General features: G+C 63.6%; 19 protein-coding genes and 2 tRNA genes. 13 read left to right on the forward strand and 8 right to left on the reverse strand.

Features of this window, described 5'->3' with window-relative positions; genetic code table 11:
* Positions 1 to 75: 75 nt before the first annotated feature.
* The gene (gene tyrS / locus EG885_RS02215; RefSeq protein ID WP_131572845.1) at positions 76 to 1,317 is read right to left on the reverse strand and encodes a tyrosine--tRNA ligase; all 1,242 of its coding nucleotides are present in this window, start codon (positions 1,315 to 1,317) and stop codon (positions 76 to 78) included.
* 57 nt (positions 1,318 to 1,374) lie between these two features.
* On the opposite strand from tyrS, the gene EG885_RS02220 reads away from it, so the two are divergent.
* From EG885_RS02220 to EG885_RS02240, 5 genes are all read left to right on the forward strand, one after another.
* Positions 1,375 to 2,469, forward strand: coding sequence for an anhydro-N-acetylmuramic acid kinase (locus EG885_RS02220; protein WP_131572846.1), 1,095 nt, complete (start codon positions 1,375 to 1,377; stop codon positions 2,467 to 2,469).
* Between the two features lie 117 nt (positions 2,470 to 2,586).
* Positions 2,587 to 3,126 (forward strand): PRC-barrel domain-containing protein, encoded by a 540-nt coding sequence (locus EG885_RS02225; protein ID WP_165571005.1) that lies wholly within the window; start codon positions 2,587 to 2,589, stop codon positions 3,124 to 3,126.
* Between the two features lie 185 nt (positions 3,127 to 3,311).
* Positions 3,312 to 3,388: transfer RNA gene (locus EG885_RS02230), tRNA-Asp, on the forward strand.
* 28 nt (positions 3,389 to 3,416) lie between these two features.
* Positions 3,417 to 3,493 (forward strand) — tRNA-Asp (locus tag EG885_RS02235).
* A 101-nt stretch (positions 3,494 to 3,594) separates the two neighbouring features.
* Positions 3,595 to 4,851, forward strand: a complete 1,257-nt coding sequence (locus tag EG885_RS02240; RefSeq protein WP_379107187.1) for a glutamate-5-semialdehyde dehydrogenase — start codon at positions 3,595 to 3,597, stop codon at positions 4,849 to 4,851.
* 17 nt (positions 4,852 to 4,868) lie between these two features.
* Here the strand turns inward: EG885_RS02240 and EG885_RS02245 are convergent, their stop codons facing one another.
* The gene (locus EG885_RS02245; protein ID WP_131572849.1) at positions 4,869 to 5,528 is read right to left on the reverse strand and encodes a histidine phosphotransferase family protein; all 660 of its coding nucleotides are present in this window, start codon (positions 5,526 to 5,528) and stop codon (positions 4,869 to 4,871) included.
* 39 nt (positions 5,529 to 5,567) lie between these two features.
* On the opposite strand from EG885_RS02245, the gene EG885_RS02250 reads away from it, so the two are divergent.
* From EG885_RS02250 to EG885_RS22600, 7 genes are all read left to right on the forward strand, one after another.
* Positions 5,568 to 5,747 (forward strand): DUF3553 domain-containing protein, encoded by a 180-nt coding sequence (locus EG885_RS02250; protein ID WP_131572850.1) that lies wholly within the window; start codon positions 5,568 to 5,570, stop codon positions 5,745 to 5,747.
* A gap of 141 nt (positions 5,748 to 5,888) precedes the next feature.
* Entirely contained in the window at positions 5,889 to 6,674 is a 786-nt protein-coding gene (olsB, locus tag EG885_RS02255; protein ID WP_462931709.1) for an L-ornithine N(alpha)-acyltransferase, read from the forward strand.
* A 7-nt stretch (positions 6,675 to 6,681) separates the two neighbouring features.
* Positions 6,682 to 7,518 (forward strand): lyso-ornithine lipid O-acyltransferase, encoded by an 837-nt coding sequence (olsA, locus tag EG885_RS02260; protein WP_242679467.1) that lies wholly within the window; start codon positions 6,682 to 6,684, stop codon positions 7,516 to 7,518.
* Between the two features lie 83 nt (positions 7,519 to 7,601).
* Positions 7,602 to 9,866, forward strand: coding sequence for an adenosylcobalamin-dependent ribonucleoside-diphosphate reductase (locus EG885_RS02265; RefSeq protein ID WP_131572852.1), 2,265 nt, complete (start codon positions 7,602 to 7,604; stop codon positions 9,864 to 9,866).
* A gap of 243 nt (positions 9,867 to 10,109) precedes the next feature.
* Positions 10,110 to 10,934: a glycosyltransferase gene (locus tag EG885_RS02270; RefSeq protein WP_165571006.1), complete on the forward strand. Its 825-nt coding sequence runs from the start codon at positions 10,110 to 10,112 to the stop codon at positions 10,932 to 10,934.
* A 353-nt stretch (positions 10,935 to 11,287) separates the two neighbouring features.
* Positions 11,288 to 11,497 (forward strand): hypothetical protein, encoded by a 210-nt coding sequence (locus tag EG885_RS02275; RefSeq protein ID WP_131572854.1) that lies wholly within the window; start codon positions 11,288 to 11,290, stop codon positions 11,495 to 11,497.
* 264 nt (positions 11,498 to 11,761) lie between these two features.
* Positions 11,762 to 11,941: a hypothetical protein gene (locus tag EG885_RS22600; protein WP_165571007.1), complete on the forward strand. Its 180-nt coding sequence runs from the start codon at positions 11,762 to 11,764 to the stop codon at positions 11,939 to 11,941.
* A 151-nt stretch (positions 11,942 to 12,092) separates the two neighbouring features.
* On the opposite strand, the gene EG885_RS02280 is transcribed toward EG885_RS22600, so the two are convergent.
* A complete protein-coding gene (locus EG885_RS02280; RefSeq protein WP_131572855.1) occupies positions 12,093 to 12,950 on the reverse strand; it encodes a hypothetical protein in 858 nt (285 codons plus the stop codon).
* A gap of 630 nt (positions 12,951 to 13,580) precedes the next feature.
* On the opposite strand from EG885_RS02280, the gene EG885_RS02285 reads away from it, so the two are divergent.
* On the forward strand, positions 13,581 to 13,949 hold the full coding sequence (locus EG885_RS02285; protein ID WP_165571008.1) for a DUF2513 domain-containing protein: 369 nt from the start codon (positions 13,581 to 13,583) through the stop codon (positions 13,947 to 13,949).
* Between the two features lie 64 nt (positions 13,950 to 14,013).
* Here EG885_RS02285 and EG885_RS02290 read toward each other — a convergent pair whose 3' ends face one another.
* The 5 genes from EG885_RS02290 to EG885_RS02310 are packed head-to-tail and all read right to left on the reverse strand — an operon-like array spanning position 14,014 to position 18,184.
* Entirely contained in the window at positions 14,014 to 14,343 is a 330-nt protein-coding gene (locus tag EG885_RS02290; protein ID WP_131572857.1) for a DUF2190 family protein, read from the reverse strand.
* A 3-nt stretch (positions 14,344 to 14,346) separates the two neighbouring features.
* The gene (locus EG885_RS02295) at positions 14,347 to 14,562 is read right to left on the reverse strand and encodes a phage head-tail joining protein (protein WP_131572858.1); all 216 of its coding nucleotides are present in this window, start codon (positions 14,560 to 14,562) and stop codon (positions 14,347 to 14,349) included.
* Positions 14,562 to 16,304: a phage major capsid protein gene (locus EG885_RS02300; RefSeq protein WP_131572859.1), complete on the reverse strand. Its 1,743-nt coding sequence runs from the start codon at positions 16,302 to 16,304 to the stop codon at positions 14,562 to 14,564. Before EG885_RS02300 ends, EG885_RS02295 begins: the two co-directional genes overlap by 1 nt.
* On the reverse strand, positions 16,301 to 17,650 hold the full coding sequence (locus EG885_RS02305) for a phage portal protein (RefSeq protein ID WP_131572860.1): 1,350 nt from the start codon (positions 17,648 to 17,650) through the stop codon (positions 16,301 to 16,303). The genes EG885_RS02300 and EG885_RS02305 overlap by 4 nt, the downstream gene beginning before the upstream one ends.
* 3 nt (positions 17,651 to 17,653) lie before the next feature.
* Positions 17,654 to 18,184: a hypothetical protein gene (locus tag EG885_RS02310; protein WP_131572861.1), complete on the reverse strand. Its 531-nt coding sequence runs from the start codon at positions 18,182 to 18,184 to the stop codon at positions 17,654 to 17,656.
* Positions 18,185 to 18,303: the final 119 nt, after the last annotated feature.

An 18,303-nucleotide genomic window follows, 5' to 3' on the forward strand; every position in this document is an offset into this window, starting at 1 on the left:
GATTGATTGGTCAAAATAAAACCGCCCCGACGTAAGGTCAGGGCGGTTGCAGGGCAGCCATGCATTCCGGACAAGTCAGTCGAGCTGCAGCATCCGGTGCTTTTTCTTGCCGACCGAGATCTTGATGCCCCGGTCCAGCGCCGCCCGGTCCAGCACCATCTGCGGGTCGGTGACGGCGGCATTGTCGGCGCGCAGGCCGCCCTCGGCGATCAGGCGCTTGACCTCTTTGCCGCTGGCGACGATGCCCGACTGGACCAGCGCCTGCGCGATGGTGATGCCATCGGCCATGGCGGCGGGCAGGCGGGCGATTTCCAGATCGCCACCCGCGCCGCCTTCCTCAAAGACCTCGCGCGCGGTCGCCGCGGCGCTGGCGGCGGCATCCGCGCCGTGCAGCAGGGTGGTCACCTCATTGGCCAGCCGCACCTTGGCCTCGTTGATCTCGGCCCCTTGCAGCGCGCCCATGCGGTTGCATTCATCGACCGGCAATTCGGTGTACAGTTTCAGGAACCGGCCCACATCGGCGTCGGTCGAGTTGCGCCAGAACTGCCAGAACTCGTAGGGCGACAGCATGTCGGCCGACAGCCAGGTGGCCCCGCCCGCCGATTTGCCCATCTTGCGCCCGTCGCTGGTCGTCAGCAGAGGCGAGGTCAGCCCCCAGACCTGTCGGTCATCGACCCGCCGCGTCAGGTCGATCCCGTTGACGATATTGCCCCATTGATCCGACCCGCCCATCTGCAGCTGACAGCCGTGGCGGCGGTTCAGCTCCAGAAAATCATAGGCCTGCAGGATCATGTAGTTGAATTCGAGGAAACTCAGCGATTGTTCGCGATCCAGCCGGGATTTCACCGATTCAAAGGACAGCATCCGGTTGACGCTGAAATGCCGCCCGATATCGCGCAGAAAGGTCAGATAGTTCAGATCGTCCAGCCATTCGGCATTGTTCAGCATGGTGGCCTGACCGGGGCCGTAATCCAGATAGCGGGCAAAGACCTGCCCCATCGCGTCGATATTGGCCTGAATCGCGGCATCGTCCAGCAGCGGGCGTTCGTCGCTGCGAAAGGACGGATCGCCCACCTTGGTGGTGCCGCCGCCCATCAGGGTCAGCGGACGGTTGCCGGTCTTCTGGAACCAGCGCAGCATCATGATGTTCAGCAGATGGCCCACATGCAGGCTGGCCGCCGTCGCGTCATAGCCGATATAGGCCGTGACCGGCCCCGCCAGCAGCGCCTGATCCAAGCCCGCATAATCCGTGCAATCGGCCAGATAGCCGCGTTCGGCCATGATGTGCAGGAAGTCGGACTTGGGCTGATAGGTCATGGGGTTCATCCTTCTGATGGGTCGCGATATACAGGCGGGCGCCATAAAGGAAAAGCGATGATCCGGGCTTTGGGAATGATGTCGGGTACCTCGCTGGACGGGGTGGACGCGGCGATGATCGACACCGACGGTATCCGCATCGGCGGGTTTGGCGCATCAGCCTTTCGGGCGTTTTCGGACAACGAATCGGCGGTGCTGCATGGCGGTCTGGGGCTGTGGCCCGATGCGCCCGCCATCCCCGATCTGGCGCAGCTGGTCGAGGCCGCGCATGCTGATCTGGCGCAGCGTTTCCCCGATGCGCAGCTGATCGGGTTTCACGGCCAGACGCTGGCCCATGATCCGCGCGGACGGGGCACTCATCAGGCGGGCGATGGGGCGGCGGTGGCGCGGGCGACCGGACGCCCGGTGGTATGGGATTTCCGGTCGGAAGATGTGCGCCGGGGCGGCGAGGGCGCGCCTCTGGTGCCGTTCTTTCACTGGGCCTGCGCTGAATGGGCTGTGGGGCAGGGCGCCCTGCCGCCCGCGCCGGTGGCCTTCCTGAACCTTGGCGGCGTCGGCAATATCAGCTGGGTCGATCCGACCGCGACGGCCCCCGAGGCGCCCGGCGCCTGTCTGGCCTTCGACACCGGCCCGGCGAATGCGCCCCTGAACGATCTGATGCGCGCCCGGCGCCGACAGTCACGCGACGAGGGCGGCGCGCTGGCGGCCAGCGGGCAGGCGGATGCGGGCGTGCTGGCGCAGTTTCTGGACGATCCGTGGTTCCGCCGCCCGGCGCCCAAATCGCTGGATCGCGACCAGTTCGCGGACCTGTCCCGCGCGCTGGCGGGCTTGTCGGACGCCGACGCGGCGGCGACACTGGTCGCGGCGCTGGCCGGATCGGTGGCGGCGGGGATGCGCTGGCTGCCCGCGCTGCCTGCGCAGCTGCTGGTCTGCGGCGGCGGGCGTCACAACACCGCGATCATGCAGGCGCTGGCCGATGCCCTGCCCATGCCCGTGGCGGCGGTCGAGACGATCGGTCTGGACGGCGACATGCTGGAGGCGCAGGCCTTTGGCTGGCTGGCCGTGCGGGTGTTGAAGGGGCTGCCGATCTCGGGTCCGATGACGACGGGGGTGCCGGAACCGGTCTGCGGCGGGCGCATCAGCCATCCGTGATCGCAGTACACAAAGGTTTAAGGAACGTCTGTCCGGGGGCCGCGTTGTTTGGATGATGATGGCGAAAGACGCTGTCGAAACAAAGAATTGATGCGGAGAGCTAGAATGAAAACCCTTATGATGACTGTCGCAGCCGTGGCTTTTGCAACCCCGATGATGGCGCAGGACGCAACGACCCCGCCCGCCACCGACGCGATGCCCGCCGAGACGATGCCCGCAGAAACCATGCCAGCCGAAACCATGCCGGCAGATGGCACGATGGCCACCGAAACGGCACCCGCCGACATGAGCGACATGGAAGTGACGCTGTCGGCCGAAAACCCGGGCCTGACCGCAAACTGGCTGCAGGGCCGCGCGATCTATACCACCAACGAACCCTCGACCACCGAATGGACCGACGCCACCGGCGACGCGATCCCGGGCGAATGGAACGAGATCGCGACCGTCTCGGATATCGTGATGTCGCCCGACGGGCAGGTCATGGGCTATATCGCCGATATCGGCGGCTTCCTGGGGATGGGCACGCATACCGTCCTGCTGGACAATGATGCCCTGAACATGGCGCAGTTCGGCGATGACACCGTCCTGGCGACCAACTACAGCCAGGAAGAGCTTGAGGCCCTGCCCGAGTTCGACACCGACACGATCATGGACTGATCTGATCTGGCCCAGCCAGACCATGAAAGGGGCGCCCGTCGGGCGCCCCTTTTGCATGAAACAACGGGGTTTTCGACGATCATGCGCTTTGTCGTCGAATTTGTGTCAGCCGCCCTTGACGCCGCGCGGCGGTCTGCGTAAACCCCGGCCTACTCCGGCGGGCGATCGTCCGGGGGATGAGTTGGGCGGTTGTAGCTCAGTTGGTTAGAGTACCGGCCTGTCACGCCGGGGGTCGCGGGTTCGAGCCCCGTCAACCGCGCCACAACTCATCATTCGCCCGAAGGAAATGCGCGGTTGTAGCTCAGTTGGTTAGAGTACCGGCCTGTCACGCCGGGGGTCGCGGGTTCGAGCCCCGTCAACCGCGCCATTTCTTCCCTTTCTCATCCGATGACGGCAAGGCATTCCCCTGATGGCGGAATGCCGCTAAGACGGGCGCGATTTGCGCTTTCGGAGGATGTGATGACCGACATGGTTCAGGCCCGGGATTTGATCGACGCTCTTGGCACGGCGGCCCGCGCGGCTGCGGTCGAACTGGCGCAGGCCCCGGCACCAGCCAAGCGTCTGGCGCTGATCACCGCCGCCGATGCCGTCATCCGTGACACGCCCGCGATTCTGGCCGCCAATGCCCGCGATCTGGATTTCGCCCGTGCCAAGGGTCTGTCGGATGCGATGCTGGACCGCCTGCGTCTGGACGAGGCACGGCTGCAGGGCATCGCGCAGGCCCTGCGCGAGGTTGCCGATCAGCCCGATCCCGTCGGTCAGGTGATCGCGGAATGGGATCGCCCCTCGGGCCTGCATATCCAGCGCGTGCGCACGCCCATCGGGGTGATCGGCGTCATCTATGAAAGCCGCCCCAATGTCACCGCCGATGCAGGCGCCCTGGCCCTGAAATCGGGCAATGCGGTGATTTTGCGCGGCGGCTCGGAAAGCCTGCATTCCAGTGCGGCGATCCATGCCTGCATGGTCGCGGGCCTGCGCGCCGCCGGGCTGCCCGAAACCGCAATCCAGATGGTTCCCAACCGCGACCGCGCCGCCGTCAGCGCCATGCTCACAGCCCAGGGGCTGATCGACGTGATCATCCCGCGCGGTGGCAAAGGGCTGGTCGCGCTGGTCCAGTCCGAGGCGCGGGTGCCGGTCTTTGCCCATCTTGAGGGGATCTGCCACATCTATGCCGATGGCGCCGCCGATCTGGACAAGGCCCGCCGCGTGGTCCTGAACGCCAAGACCCGGCGCACCGGGGTCTGCGGTGCGGCGGAATGCCTGCTGATCGACCGGGCGTTCTTTGCGGCCCATGGCGATGTGTTGATCCGCGACCTGCTGGAGGCGGGCGTCGAGGTGCGCGCCGATGGCGATCTGGCCCGGATCCCCGGCACCACCCCGGCCCGTCGTGATGATTTCGGCTGCGAATTCATGGACATGATCATCGCCGCCAAGCTGGTTGATGGGGTGGATGAGGCGATCGCCCATATCCGCCACTATGGCAGCCAGCACACGGAATCGATCCTGACCGAGGATGATGCCACCGCCGCACGGTTCTTTGCGGGTCTGGACAGCGCAATTCTGATGCGCAACGCCTCGACCCAGTTCGCGGATGGGGGCGAATTCGGCATGGGCGCGGAAATCGGCATCGCCACCGGAAAGATGCATGCCCGTGGTCCGGTAGGGGCCGAACAACTGACCAGCTTCAAATATCTGGTCACCGGGGACGGCACCATCCGTCCCTGAGGCCGCGCCCCAAGGCGTCAGAAACCGATGCGGATCTCGGTCCCGGTGATCTGATGCTGCAGGGGTCGGTTGCGGGCCATCGCGGCCTCGGCCAGCAGGGCGAAATGCACCTCGGCCGGGGCGGGGTTGCGGGCGGGGCAGCCGTCCAGCCAACCCCACAGGTCGGGATCATGGCGGCAACGATCGAACGTGGCCGCCACGGCCCATCCCGGCGCCTGATGCTGGATGGTGACCCGGCCCCCCCAGGGCAGGGCGGTTTCCACACACATCAGCGCCAGCAGGACCATCCGAACCTCGGTCCGGGGAAAATCGCCCTCGGCCGACAGGGTGATCTGCAACCGGCCATGGGTGGCAACCCCGTCCAGCAGGCGAGCCAGATCGCTGCGCCCGACGCGCTGGTCGCCGGTGGCGCTGCCGAATGCCATACGATAGCCTTGGATGCGCGACCGCGCTGCAGCCACCGCCTCGGCGATCAGGCGCATTTCGGGGGATTTGGACAAGCCGGGAAAGTCGGCCGACATCTCCAGCAGTTCGACGCCGTTGCCGATGGCGCCAAGGGGCGAGACCAGATCATGGCACAGCCGCGCTGCCAGAAGCCCGGTCAGGTCGCCGGGCGGGATCTGCGCCATGCCCGGACCGGCCCGCGTTGTGTCGGCCCGCGTTGTATCAGCCGTCATCTGCGGTTACCCTGACGCGCAAACACAGGAGGATATGCGGTGAACGAGATCCTGGAACCCGGCATGATCGTGCGCCATCCCGGCGCGCCGGAATGGGGCGAGGGGCAGGTGCAGTCCCGCATCGGCGACCGCATCACCGTGACATTCCCCGAGGTGGGCAAACAAGTCATCGACGGACGTCGGGTCAGCCTGCAGATCCTGCGGTTCAACGGCATGTAAACTCCTGATTTCACTTGTGTCATTATGCAACCTTGGGTTGCATTGCGCAAGCGGAACCTGCCGGTCCGGGCATGGCTGGTTGCAATGGCGCGCAGGCTTTCCTAGACAGTCCCAACCGCGCCCCCATCCCCCCGAGGCCCCGTGAACCGAGCCGACCCCGCCTTTTACCAGACGCGCCTTGCGACCGGCCCGCACGACCTGATGGCCGCGCAGCGCCTGCGCTATCGCGTGTTTGTCGAAGAGCTGGGCGGCACCGGTCCGATGGTCGATCACGAGGCGCGGCTGGAGCGGGACGAGTTCGATCCGGTCGTCGATCATCTGTGCCTGATCGACACGCGCCGCGACCCGGCGGCGCTGGATCATGTCGTGGGCGTCTATCGCCTGCTGCGCAGCGATGTGGCGGCGACCTTCGGGCGGTTCTATTGCGACAGCGAATATGACCTGACGCCGCTGCGGGCCAGCGGGCGGCCTTTGCTGGAACTGGGGCGGTCCTGCGTGGACCCCGACCAGCGCGGCGGGGCGGCGATGTTTCTGATGTGGAACGCGCTGGCCGATTACGTTCTGGACCATGACGTCCAGATCCTGTTCGGGGTGGCCAGCTTTCACGGCACCGATATCGCGATGCTGGCGCCGTCCTTGTCATGGCTGCATCATCATCATCTGGCGCCCGACGATCTGCGCCCCCGCGCCCGCGAGGCCGGATTTCAGTCGATGGACCTGATCGCCCCCGACCGGCTGGACCGGCGCGAGGCGATGGTGGCCATGCCCGCGCTGATCAAGGCCTATCTGCGGCTTGGCGGGCAGGTGGGACAGGGCGCCTATATCGACCGGGCCTTCAACACCACGGATGTGTTCCTGTTGATGGACACGGCAGCGATGTCGGCCAAGCACCGGCAGTTCTATGAAAGCCGCTGGCAACCGACATGAGCGCGCGGTGCTAGACCCGACATGGCGCGCGGGCGCCCCTCCGCCGCTGCCGGGACCGCAGGGACTGGCCGACTGGCTGCGGGTGATCCGGCGCGGGCTGCCTGCCGTGCTGGTCCTGTTGCTGGGCGTGACCCTGATCCTGCCCCTGCGCGGGGTCGAGCGGCTGTTTCATGGCCGCCGCCGTCCCTGGACCGGCCCGCATGTGCAACGCGTCTGCCATCTGGTGCTGCTCTGTCTTGGGATCGGCTGGCGGCGCGAGGGTCGGCCCCTGCACGGTCCCGGCGCCGTGGTGGCCAATCATTCCAGCTGGCTGGACATCCTTGTGCTGAACGCCGCCCTGCCGGTCATCTTCGTCAGCAAGGCCGAGGTCGCCCGCTGGCCCGGCATCAACATCCTGACCCGGGTGACCGACACGCATTTCGTGGCCCGCGATCCGAAACTGGCCCGCGCGCAGGCGGCGGAGTTCACCGCCCGCATCCGCGCCGGTCACCGCCTGCTGTTCTTCCCCGAGGGCACCTCGACCGATGGCCGCCGCGTCCTGCCCTTCAAGGCGACGTTGTTCCAGGGTTTTCTGGACCCCGATCTGCCCCAGGCCCTGGCGATCCAGCCGGTCAGCGCGCTCTATCATGCGCCGCCTGGTCGCGATCCGCGATTCTATGGCTGGTGGGCCGAGATGGATCTGGGCCCGCATCTGCTGACCGTGCTTGCGGCAAAACGTCAGGGGCATGTGGTGGTGCGGCTGCATCAACCGATTCTGGTTCGCGACCATGATCGTAAAAGCCTTTCGGCGGCATGCTTTTCCGCGGTATCCTCGGATTTCACACCGTCCGTTCCAGAGGTCTGAATACCCGTGTCAAGACCTTGCCTTGGCGCGGCGATCTCTATATCTGGTGTCTAACTCCAAAAATACCGCTAAGGAATGTGGATATGACTCGCTTTGCCGTCCCGATTGCCGAACAGATCTGGAATATGAAGTACCGGATGAAGGATGCCGAGGGGCAGGCGGTCGATGCATCCGTCGAGGATAGCTGGCGCCGCGTCGCCCGCGATCTGGCGCGGGTCGAAAGCGATCCGGCCAAGTGGGAAGACAAATTCTATACCGCGCTGGAAGATTTCAAATACCTGCCCGCAGGCCGCATTCTGGCAGGCGCGGGCACGGGCCGGTCGGTCACGCTGTTCAACTGCTTTGTCATGGGCACCATCCCCGACAGCATGGGTGGCATCTTCGAGATGCTGAAAGAGGCTGCGCTGACCATGCAGCAGGGCGGCGGCATCGGCTATGATTTCTCGACCATCCGTCCGCGTGGCGCCGTGGTCAAAGGCGTGGCGGCGGATGCGTCTGGTCCCCTGTCCTTCATGGATGTCTGGGACGCGATGTGCCGCACGATCATGTCGGCGGGCAGCCGTCGCGGCGCGATGATGGCGACGATGCGCTGCGACCACCCCGATGTGGAACAGTTCATCGTGGCCAAGCAGGACGCCGCCCGGCTGCGCATGTTCAACCTGTCGGTCCTGATCACCGATGATTTCATGGCCGCCGTCCGCGCCGATGGTCCCTGGGATCTGAAATTCGAGGGCCGGGTTTACAGCACCGTTCAGGCGCTGGACCTGTGGAACAAGATCATGCAGGCGACCTATGATTTCGCCGAGCCGGGCGTGATCTTCATCGACCGGATCAACAAGGCCAACAACCTGTCCTATGTCGAGACGATCGCCGCCACCAATCCCTGCGGCGAACAGCCCCTGCCGCCCTATGGCGCCTGCCTGCTGGGCTCGATCAATCTGGCGCGGCTGGTGACTGACCCGTTCACCGATGCCGCCCAGCTGGACCCCAAGGGTCTGGACGATCTGGTCCGCACCGCCGTGCGCATGATGGACAATGTGGTCGATGCGTCGAAATTCCCGCTGGACGCACAGGCCGAGGAGGCCCGCAACAAGCGCCGCATCGGTCTGGGCGTCACGGGCCTTGCCGATGCGCTGCTGATGCTGGGCCTGCGCTATGGTGCCGATGACGCGGTCGAACAGACCCGCATCTGGATGAAGGCCATCGCGCGGTCGGCCTATCTGGCCTCGGTCGATCTGGCCCGCGAAAAAGGCGCCTTCCCGCTGTTCGATGCCGAGCAATATCTGGCCTCGGGCTTCATGTCCAAGATGGACGAGGACGTCCGCGAGGCGATCCGCGAACACGGCATCCGCAATGCGCTGCTGACATCCATCGCGCCGACCGGGACGATCAGCCTCTATGCGGGCAACGTGTCCTCGGGCATCGAGCCGGTCTTTGCCTATGCCTATACCCGCAAGGTTCTGCAGAAGGACGGCTCGCGCACCGAGGAAGAGGTCGTCGATTACGCCGTGCAGATGTGGCGCGATCTGAAGGGTGACGCCGAACTGCCCGCCTATTTCGTGAACGCGCAGACTCTGGCGCCGCGCGATCATGTCGCCATGCAGGCGGCCGCGCAGGAATGGGTGGACAGTTCCATCTCCAAGACCATCAACTGCCCCGAGGATATCGGCTTTGAAGAGTTCAAGGACGTCTACATGGCGGCTTGGGATCTGGGCTGCAAGGGCTGCACCACCTATCGCCCGAATGCGGTGACAGGATCGGTCCTGTCGGTCAGCGAGACGACCGAAAAGGCCCCCGAGGCCGACAAGGGCGCCGATGTGGTCTATCTGACCGAACCGCTGGACCGTCCGGCGGCGCTGGAAGGCGCGACCTACAAGCTGAAATGGCCGGGGTCCGAGCACGCGATCTATATCACCATCAACGACATCGTGCAGGGCAACCACCGCCGCCCCTTCGAGATCTTCATCAACTCCAAGAACATGGAGCATTATGCCTGGACCGTCGCGCTGACGCGGATGGTCTCGGCCGTGTTCCGGCGCGGTGGCGATGTGTCCTTCGTGGTCGAAGAGCTGAAGGCCGTCTTCGATCCGCGCGGCGGCGCCTGGATGGCGGGCCGCTATGTGCCCTCGATCCTGGCGGCCATCGGCGGGGTGATCGAGCGTCATCTGGTCGAGACGGGCTTTCTGGCGGGCGAAGGTCTGGGTCTGAAAAGCGATCCCAAGGCCGAGGCCATCGCCGTGAACGAGGCCCCGCGCGGCCCCGCCTGTTCCAGCTGCGGCCAATACGGCATGCGCATGGTCGAGGGCTGCATGACATGCCCCAGCTGCGGCCATTCCAAATGCGGCTGATCGGGCTGCAGGCGGGTCTTGCCCGCTGATCGCAGCGATCTAAGGGACCGGCCCGTTGCGGGTCGGTCCTGACATGCGATAACCGGACAGGCGGCCCTTTCGAGGCCGCCTTTCTGGTTCCGGGCTTCGGCACGGGTTTGACATCGCGCCGACGGCATTTTTTAAACTGAACGATTTGGATTGCCGCCGACGCCAAGTCTTGGCACCCTGATGCATCCTTTTGCGATCCACGGGCCCCCCTTTATGCATGTTGTCGGTATCTGTCGTTTCTCTTTGCTGGGGCGCGGCGACTGGAAGGCCTATCAGGGGGCATCCGACGCCGAGGTCGCGGTCATCGCCGATCAGCAGGCAGCAACGCTGTTCGCGCCCGACCGGATCGAGCGGCGCCTTGCGACCTTGCAGCATCTGACGCTGGCCTCGCTGCAGGCGCAGACGGATCAGGACTTTACCCTGATCGTTCTGGCGCCCGAGACGATGCCCGCCCCCTACAAGCAGCGCCTGTCTCAGATCTGCAGCGCGGTTCCTCAGGTCGTGCTGCGCTTTTTCCCGCTGATCCATGTGGTCGATGCGCAGAAAGCCGTTCTGGCCGAACTGGGGATGGAGCTGAAGACCATGGTGCAGTTCCGGCTGGACGATGATGATGCGGTCTGCACAACCTTCGTCGAACGCAAACGCCAGATCGCCTCGCGGCTGGTGGCGGTCTGCACGCCGCTGGCGCTGAGTTTCCGGTCGGTGCTGTTCTGTTCCGCTGGTGGAGAGCAGGCCGGGATCTATGCGTGGGATTCGCCCTTTTTCAGCGCCGGCGCCGCCCTGTATCATCCCACCCGCAGCATTTTTTCGTTTGGCCATTTCGCCCTGATGCGCCGGTTCGCCAGTATCGTGATCCCGGACGGGATGTCGCTGGCCACCCATAACGGCCAGAACGACACGCTGTTCGATGCGGACCGGATCCGGCGGCAGGGTTTCGTGCGGATGGACAAGGCCGAGATTTCAAAGACCTGCGCCAGCCAGTTTCCGTTCCTGACCGCGAAGGGCAAGGGGATGGCCGGCCTGCCCAACGCGGGATAGGCAGCCCCGGACCGCCGCCGCGCCCTTTCACCGGACAACCGTCGCCGATCACGGTCCCACAGCAATGGCCCTCGCCATCCATCATGCGGCCTGCCTGATGGTCCTTGCCTGTCCGTTGCAAGGATGCCTGCAAAGCCGCAAGTCGGACGCCCCTTCGCCGGATTGTGATGCCAAACGGTGCGGTTCCGTAACGAATAGTTCAAAACGACGACACGGCGTTTGCGCAAAGCGCAAATCTCTGCTGCTATCTTTGCAACCACAAGCTGAGAGGCGCGATGCATCGATCTGACGAACGGCGAGTGGTACAGGCGAACGCCTTTGGCCTGCGATCGCCATGCGGCAGGAATGCCGGGGTGGCCGTCACGGTCACGCTGACAGGCCCCTGCGCCAAGACAGAGGTCACCCTGCATGTCTTTGTTCAATGCGATGGCGACGTGTTCTGCCGCGAGGTGCAGGATCTTGCGGTGTCAGAGGCGCTGGCCGGTCTGCCCGATCTTGCCTTGGCGGGTCCGCTCCGGGTCGTCACCACCTATAGCCCGCCAGATCCCGCCCGGCAAACCTGACGCCCGATGCCTGCCTGCGACCGGCAGGCGCCGGCTGGCGCGGCCTGCCGTTCAGAGCGACAATATCGTTCGTGCGCCTGCAGTGACCGGGACCATTTGTCTGCAGACAACCCCTGCGCGATCGGATGGAAAACACGCACGTTAAGGTATGTTTTTTGCGCGGAAAGCCGCCTATTGCCCTGTCTGACTTATACGAAAGGACACATATGACCCTGTGCAAAACGGCGTTAATATTCATGAGTATTTTGTATGGAGTAAATGGTTATGGCTCAATCAATGCCTCTGGCAGCCCATCGTCCGGTGATCACCATGGAGGACTGGACGCTGATTTCCCGCGCGCTTTCGGCCTATTCCCACAACAGCGAATATCAGGCTGTCATCCAGCGCCTTTCCGGCCAGATGGGAGCCGCTGAAACGACGCGCATGAACGGCCGTTCAAAATGACGCGCCGCCGCTAAGGGTGACGCTTGACATGCCCGGCAGCCGTCGGGCGCGCCAAGGATCCGCCCGGCCCATGACATCCCGACCAGTCCGCTGGCGAAGACCGGAACCATACCAGTATGAGCCCGGGGCTGCATCGGCATCAGCCTCGACGTCATAAGGCGGGCTGTGGGTGTGGCGACGTTTCGTGTGATGACGGGGTCGGGTGCGGATCGGACATTACCGGGGAATGTCGATCCGTACCGTGGGAAAACCCGAATGTCTGCTGCAAGGCCTCGTAATGGTGGCGATAGACGGCGACACTTGAAAGCAGGTGGTGATCCGCTTTCATGGGCCGGTGCGCCCGATCAAGGACGGCAGGCATGACAGGCGATCCGCCGTCGTCGCGGGCGGACAGGCGGCTGGTCAGGTCGAAATATCCCAACCCGAACTGCTTAGCCAGTTGCGCCACTTTGGCGTTGAAGGACAGATGGAGATCGTTTTGGTCCCGCTCGTTCAGCATGGCCGCATCCAAAGCGGCCTGTGCCTGGCCGATATCGTCCGGCTTTCCTTCGGTGATGATCCGGCCCACATACGCTCTGGCAAAGTGCGGCGTGGAAAGGACCGTGAGATTGACCCCCTTGAGGGCCAGCGTGCACGGACCGAAATCCGATGTCTCAAGGAACGTGCGATAGATATCGGTCAGATAGGCAACATAGCCGTCCGGGGTCCACGTTTCTTTCTTGATGACCTGCTTGTAACAAAACCCCAGCTCCAGATCGACCTGCCCCAGAGCAAGAACAAGCCGGTCTGCCGTCTTCACGACCGCGTCGATTTTTTCGCGAATCTGCAGGGATGACGAATAGGCCCGGACCCCGGTCAGCGATGCTCCCTGAAGAAGGTGCACGCGGGTGTGAAACGGCGCCCCGCTTAGCCCCATGCGGGCCGTCGCCGCTGCCACCTTCTTCGCCCCGAAAAACACGGTATGGGAGTCGCCGATGATGTCGATGGAGGGCAGTCTGGGGCGGGCCATGAGACCTCCTGCAGCACGGTTTCCTCATCAGCCTCAGGTTCATGGCATCGGTCAACCCACAGATTATAAAACAAACTGTTCGGTATTCGCGCGAAAGGGTCCATTGCCCGAGCGCCTGACCAGCAGATCGCCTTTGGCAGATGCCCGGCCCGTTGGCTGGCCCGATGATCAATCCCGCGCAGGAAGCGGTGCGGCCTTGCCGCTGTCCCGCCGAGGTCGTGCGACGCGCTCATATCGGTAAGGCAAACGACCAAACGCGATCAGTGCTGGGAGATCCCGCCCTATCTTGACGCGCACAAACCGCGGGCAGAGGCGGAACCGGGCATCCGCACGACGGACCCCGGCGGTCTCGTTCTGGGACCGGAACACGGTCGGAACGGCGCAAACCCGCACCTATTCCCGTTAAAATTCCTGATTTAGTCATAAAGATCAACGGACTGGGGTGGGGTTGGTAGGCCCGGCAGCCTTCACATCGCGTTGATATTGATGGGCATTAGATGGTCAATACCAACAACTGGTACCAACAGGACGCTACCATGCGCAGGACTCACATCGAATTCTTGTGGTTGTTGCACGGAGACAACAGGATACTACCATGTGCATAAGAGGCACTCAGAGGGGTCTTTTGAAATGAAATACAACCTTGACCTGATTCGTGAGATCTTGCTTGCCGTCGAAAATTATGAGCCGGAATCTGTTTCGGGTATCCAAGAAATCGGGATCAACGATTTTTCGGGAACACCACCGCAAAACAATTATCATATCAGCATGCTGATCGATGAAGGGTTCATCAAGCCCACTAACGTTCAGAGCTTGGATCTCAGTTTTCACGTGCATGGGCTGACTATGAAAGGCCATCAGTTCATAAGCGCGACAGAAGAAAAGACGGTATGGGACAAGACTAAAGCGTATTTCTCGGCAGCTGGTGGTTGGACAGTCGATGTGGTTCTTGCCTATGCGAAAGAAGAAGCGATTAGGCGACTAACAGGCGAGGCCTGAAATAAAACAGCCGCCGGGGAACACGCAACCCCGGCGGCCGATCGTGCCCGTCGTGGGCCGATGGTTAAGCGGTCAGCAGCCGCACTTTGACGGCAGCGGTGTCGGCCGGTGCCGCTTCGATCGTATAGCCCAGCAGGGTGTTGCCGCTGGCGGTCGTGGTGGCCAGGCTGTCGGTCGCGTTCCAATAGACCTTGGCGCCGAGGGTGAAGGCGTTAGCGGCCACCTTGGGCAGTTCCCAGCAGCCGACGACAGACACGTCGACGGGGGCGCCAGCTGCAGCGTCGATCAGGGCAATGCCGCGGATGTCACCTGCGATCACCACGCCGCCCGACAGGACGGAAGCGGGGGCGGGAATGGTCAGGTTGTCACCGGCTTGAATGAAGTTGCGGGCCATGGGTTAGAGTCCTTTCGAGGTCTGGAAGCGGACGATCGAAAGACGCCGCCGTTGAAGATTTGCGATCTCTGCGTCGATGGCCGCCAGGGCGCGGGCCATCTCCGAGTCGCTTTTGAATTCCACGCGATCGCCGTTGGCATCGTGCACCGCACGTTCACCGCTGAAGCGCGCTTCCTGCAGCCGGTCCCGCCATTCGCTCAGCTGTGCGGCGCTGGCCATCAGGCCGCCCCGGTCGAGCGATAGGCCCCGCGCCAGTCGAGCCAGCCGCAACCGAAGTCGAGGAAGGCGCGATACTTCAGGCCCAGCGTGTCCCAGGCTTCCTGTCGCTGGATCTGCACGCCCTGCGCGCTGGACAGATAGGCATATTGCAGCGACGGGACGGCAGCCGGGTCGGCCATGACGAACCACGTGTTGCCGATCAGACGAGGTTCCACGACCAGTTCCAGCTTCCCAGCCATCGGGTTCACGTCATGCGTTGTCGCGGCGTAGATCGACGCAAGCGCCTTCTCTGCGTGTGCTTCTAGGTCTGCACCCACGACCAGATAGCGCGGCTTCACGCTAAGGATGGTCCGACCGTCCAGACCCGTAATCGTCCGCATGACGCGACGGGCTTCAAGCAGCGCCGCAACGGCAGCTTCCGGGTCCAGCATATCCGACCCGGGACCCGTGGCGATGTTGCCCCGGCTGACATGGAAAACGGGCAGGCCATCCGACATAATCGGATTGTCAGCCAGCAGCTTCACCAGCTCGTCGGCTTCGGTCTGCGCCGCCGCCGCGCCCATCGCGCTGGTCATGTCGCCCAGAAGGCCCAGATCGTCGTCGATCAGCAGCTTGCGCGACACGCTGATCGCCCGGCCGAAGGTCTTCAGGCTCATGGTCTCGCCCGCCTCGGCGCGGCTGGTATGGGTGAACTCGCCATGTTCCGTCATCTCTTCCAGACGGCCCATTTCACCGATACGGATGGCGGTCGTAGTCTTGAAGTTCGGCAGCGTCCGTTGGCGGGCCAGAGCCTTCAGCGGGCTTTCGGCCGCTTGATAAGCCTGCGCCGCGACCTTGCCCATGGCGTTCGAAACCAGCAGCGGGAAGTCGGACGCGCTCAGGCTCCGCGAAAAGACCTCATCAGCGGACATGCCGCGAGTGCTGACGCCCGAACGCTGAAGGGCATCGGCCGCCATCTCGCGTAGGGTCACGTTCACATATTCTCGGCTGGCTTCGGGCAGGGCTCCACCAGCCATCCGGAAGGCCAGCGCATCAGCGGCGCGGGTCTGAATCTCGGCAGGGTTGCCGTTTTCGCGGGTGACGCGGATCGGCGGTGCCGCACGCTGAGTCATGGCGTCGCGGGCAGCTCTGCGCACATCGTCGTCGGTGACGGCTTCAGCGCCCAGATCGGCGCCCCATTCGTCGGACAGATTGCAGGCGCCGCGCAGCGTGTCGATCAGCGCGTTTCGGGTTTCGATGTCAAAAGGCATGGTGTCACTCCGTCGGGTTGCATTGGGGTCAGCAGGGATTGCGACAAGCGACACTTCTTTGAGGTGCCAGCGGGTTGCAGTTTTCGTTCTTTGGCCGGTTTCATCTTTGCCCTCGGCCCATGCCTCGACCGAATAGCCGGCGCTGAAGGCGCGCAGCGTGCCGTCTTGGACGCGCTGGCGGATCGGCAGCAGGTCGTCTGCACCGCTGAAGCGCAGCCGGGCCAGTACTGTGTCGCCGTCGATGCGGACATCATGCACCCGGCCGATCGTCTCGCGTGCCGTGGGGCGGTGATCCGCCAGAAGCGGCCAGTCGTCTCCCGACAGCACCAGCCCGGCGGGGTCGAGGATCTCGATATAAAGTCCGCGAGCATCGCGCCGGGTGACTGGGTGGCGGGTTGCGATGACGGCTTCGATTTCGAGGGACTCAGGGCTGAAGCTGCCGGATGCCGGGGCTTCGCGCGTCAGCATGCCGCCATGGGCAAGAATGTTCATGCTTGGATTCCGTTTTGTTCTTTCGGCTTTTCGCCAAAGGTAAGACCCATCGCGGCTTCGCGCTGCCGATCGGCTGCAATTTCCGCATCGACCTTGGCCACGTCATAGCCGATCTGCGCGACCGCTTGCCGGCGGCTGATGAGGCCCATTGCCAGCATCTCTCGTGTTGCCTTGGCGTCCGACTCTGGGTCGACCCACTGAGGTTTCGGAAAGTGAACCTCCAGCGGTGTGGCGGGATCGGCCCAGTCGCTACCGCGCAGACTTTCCAGAAGTTGCCAACGCTGCCAAATCGGCCCGTAAAAGGCGGGAACCAATAGGGCGTGCTGCATGGCTTCGATCCGGCTGCGAAACTGTATCAGCGCGGTACGCGCGCTGCTGTAGTTCACACCGCGCATATCGCCCGACAGCAGGAACTCGGGAATCTGCAAACCGGCTGCGATCTGCCGCAGCGACACGGCCACCAGTTCGACAGATTGCGCCATCTGCTGGGGCGTCGTGAACTTCACATCCCAGCCCGCCGGCAAGACGCGCATCGTGCCGGGTTCAAGCGACACGTCCATTGGGTTTTCGCCCTCGCCAAGCGGATTGGTCGCGGTGCCGTTCAGATCGACCAAGAAGCCGACGAGCATCGCCTGAATCTTGGCGGTCACCTGCAGAGCGTCCTGCAGTTGCGACAGTTCGTTAAGCGGCAGGATGACAGGCGCGAACCATGACAAGCCGCGGGTTTGCCCTGCGCCCTGTCGGCGGAAGATATGCAGCACGTCCACTGCCTCGACCCGTACGGGCGCCCGGAAGGTCTGATATTGGTCAGTCGGACGGGCAGGGCGGAAGTGATACGCGACAGGCAGATCGTCCGCGTTGTATTCGATGCCCGCGGCTATGTAGCGCCCGCCGCTCAGTTCGACGCTGTAAGCCTCGTCCAGCTGTTCAGCTGGGACATGCTGCAGGCGCAGGGCGCCGCTGTCGTCACTGCGCAGGATAATCAGCGCTTCGCCGTCCGTTGCCAGCGAGTCGATCATCTCACCTTCCAGGGCGGGCAGGCGCGTCCGTGCAGCCCATTCGGCAAAGGCAGTGTCGATCTCTTCCGTGCCGCTGGTCAGTGTCGCGCCATAGCCCACAAGGGCGGTGCGCAGGATCTCCGCAGCATTGGTGGCGGTAGGATCATTGAACCGCAGATGCCGGGCTCGGCCGCGCACTTGGGCCGCGCCTGCCAGAACTTCGCTACCCGTCGCACCAAAAGCCGGGGTCGAGGGCCAACGCTTACCGCTGGCGCCTTCCAGCATCCGAACCTGCGAAATAGATGGCGGATCTGCGCGGCGGCTCATAAGGCGCGACCAGATGCCCATGGGTCAGGCTTCCTGTCCGGCTAGGATTGAAAGCACCGGCCGCACCAACGTCGTCACAGGCAGAAGGACGGTCTGCGAGATGACGTTTGCGTGGTTCCAGTCGTCGAACCATTCAAATCGTTCGGTCAAGCCGACTTCCTCAAAACTGCCCATTTTCGCATCGGTGAATGCCCACGGGTGCGTGTAGATATCCAGCCGGATAAAGATCTGCACCCCGTCAGAAACACGTTGGACATTTTTTTCGTAGGCGAACGTTCCCTGCGTATTGCCGATCGGACGCAGTTTCGAATTGATCGCAGAGACCTGCCCGGATGAGCCGCCGTCCAACGACAGGCTGATAGCTACGACGGCAGCTGCAATGTCCGCAGGTGAGTACGAGATCTCTTTTCCTTGAGAGGTTGCAGCGCTCGACAGGATTAAACCGCGATCTCGCATGGTTCGCGCCCGAGAATATAAGCGTGCGGGATCTTGATTGCCGCGTGTTCTAGCAACTGCATCCGTAATCTGGCGTAAAGTGGCGGTCGGATAATCCATTGAAGGGCTCCATTCTCTTTGCACCGTTATGCATCCTGCGTCATGCGGACGCAAGTTGTTTCTTGCGTCTAGCTGACGCAAGTGCTAGTTCATAAAAATGGGCACAGTGGGGTGTTCGG

This window comes from Paracoccus nototheniae, assembly GCF_004335005.1.
Taxonomy (GTDB): Bacteria; Pseudomonadota; Alphaproteobacteria; order Rhodobacterales; family Rhodobacteraceae; genus Paracoccus; species Paracoccus nototheniae.

Bases quoted from the DNA above. Each gene is read 5' to 3' on its own strand.
- EG885_RS02295 (WP_131572858.1), bottom strand. From the start codon at position 14,562: ATGGCCAGCGCCGCACAGCTGAGCGAATGGCGGGACCGGCTGCAGGAA.
- EG885_RS02245 (WP_131572849.1), bottom strand. From the start codon at position 5,528: ATGACGGCTGATACAACGCGGGCCGACACAACGCGGGCCGGTCCGGGC.
- tyrS (WP_131572845.1), bottom strand. From the start codon at position 1,317: ATGACCTATCAGCCCAAGTCCGACTTCCTGCACATCATGGCCGAACGC.
- EG885_RS02290 (WP_131572857.1), bottom strand. From the start codon at position 14,343: ATGGCCCGCAACTTCATTCAAGCCGGTGACAACCTGACCATTCCCGCC.
- EG885_RS02240 (WP_379107187.1), top strand. From the start codon at position 3,595: ATGGTTCAGGCCCGGGATTTGATCGACGCTCTTGGCACGGCGGCCCGC.
- EG885_RS02305 (WP_131572860.1), bottom strand. From the start codon at position 17,650: ATGGGCATCTGGTCGCGCCTTATGAGCCGCCGCGCAGATCCGCCATCT.
- EG885_RS02225 (WP_165571005.1), top strand. From the start codon at position 2,587: ATGATGACTGTCGCAGCCGTGGCTTTTGCAACCCCGATGATGGCGCAG.
- EG885_RS02265 (WP_131572852.1), top strand. From the start codon at position 7,602: ATGACTCGCTTTGCCGTCCCGATTGCCGAACAGATCTGGAATATGAAG.
- EG885_RS02220 (WP_131572846.1), top strand. From the start codon at position 1,375: ATGATCCGGGCTTTGGGAATGATGTCGGGTACCTCGCTGGACGGGGTG.
- EG885_RS02300 (WP_131572859.1), bottom strand. From the start codon at position 16,304: ATGAACATTCTTGCCCATGGCGGCATGCTGACGCGCGAAGCCCCGGCA.
- EG885_RS22600 (WP_165571007.1), top strand. From the start codon at position 11,762: ATGGCTCAATCAATGCCTCTGGCAGCCCATCGTCCGGTGATCACCATG.
- EG885_RS02280 (WP_131572855.1), bottom strand. From the start codon at position 12,950: ATGGCCCGCCCCAGACTGCCCTCCATCGACATCATCGGCGACTCCCAT.
- EG885_RS02285 (WP_165571008.1), top strand. From the start codon at position 13,581: ATGAAATACAACCTTGACCTGATTCGTGAGATCTTGCTTGCCGTCGAA.
- EG885_RS02310 (WP_131572861.1), bottom strand. From the start codon at position 18,184: ATGGATTATCCGACCGCCACTTTACGCCAGATTACGGATGCAGTTGCT.
- EG885_RS02270 (WP_165571006.1), top strand. From the start codon at position 10,110: ATGCATGTTGTCGGTATCTGTCGTTTCTCTTTGCTGGGGCGCGGCGAC.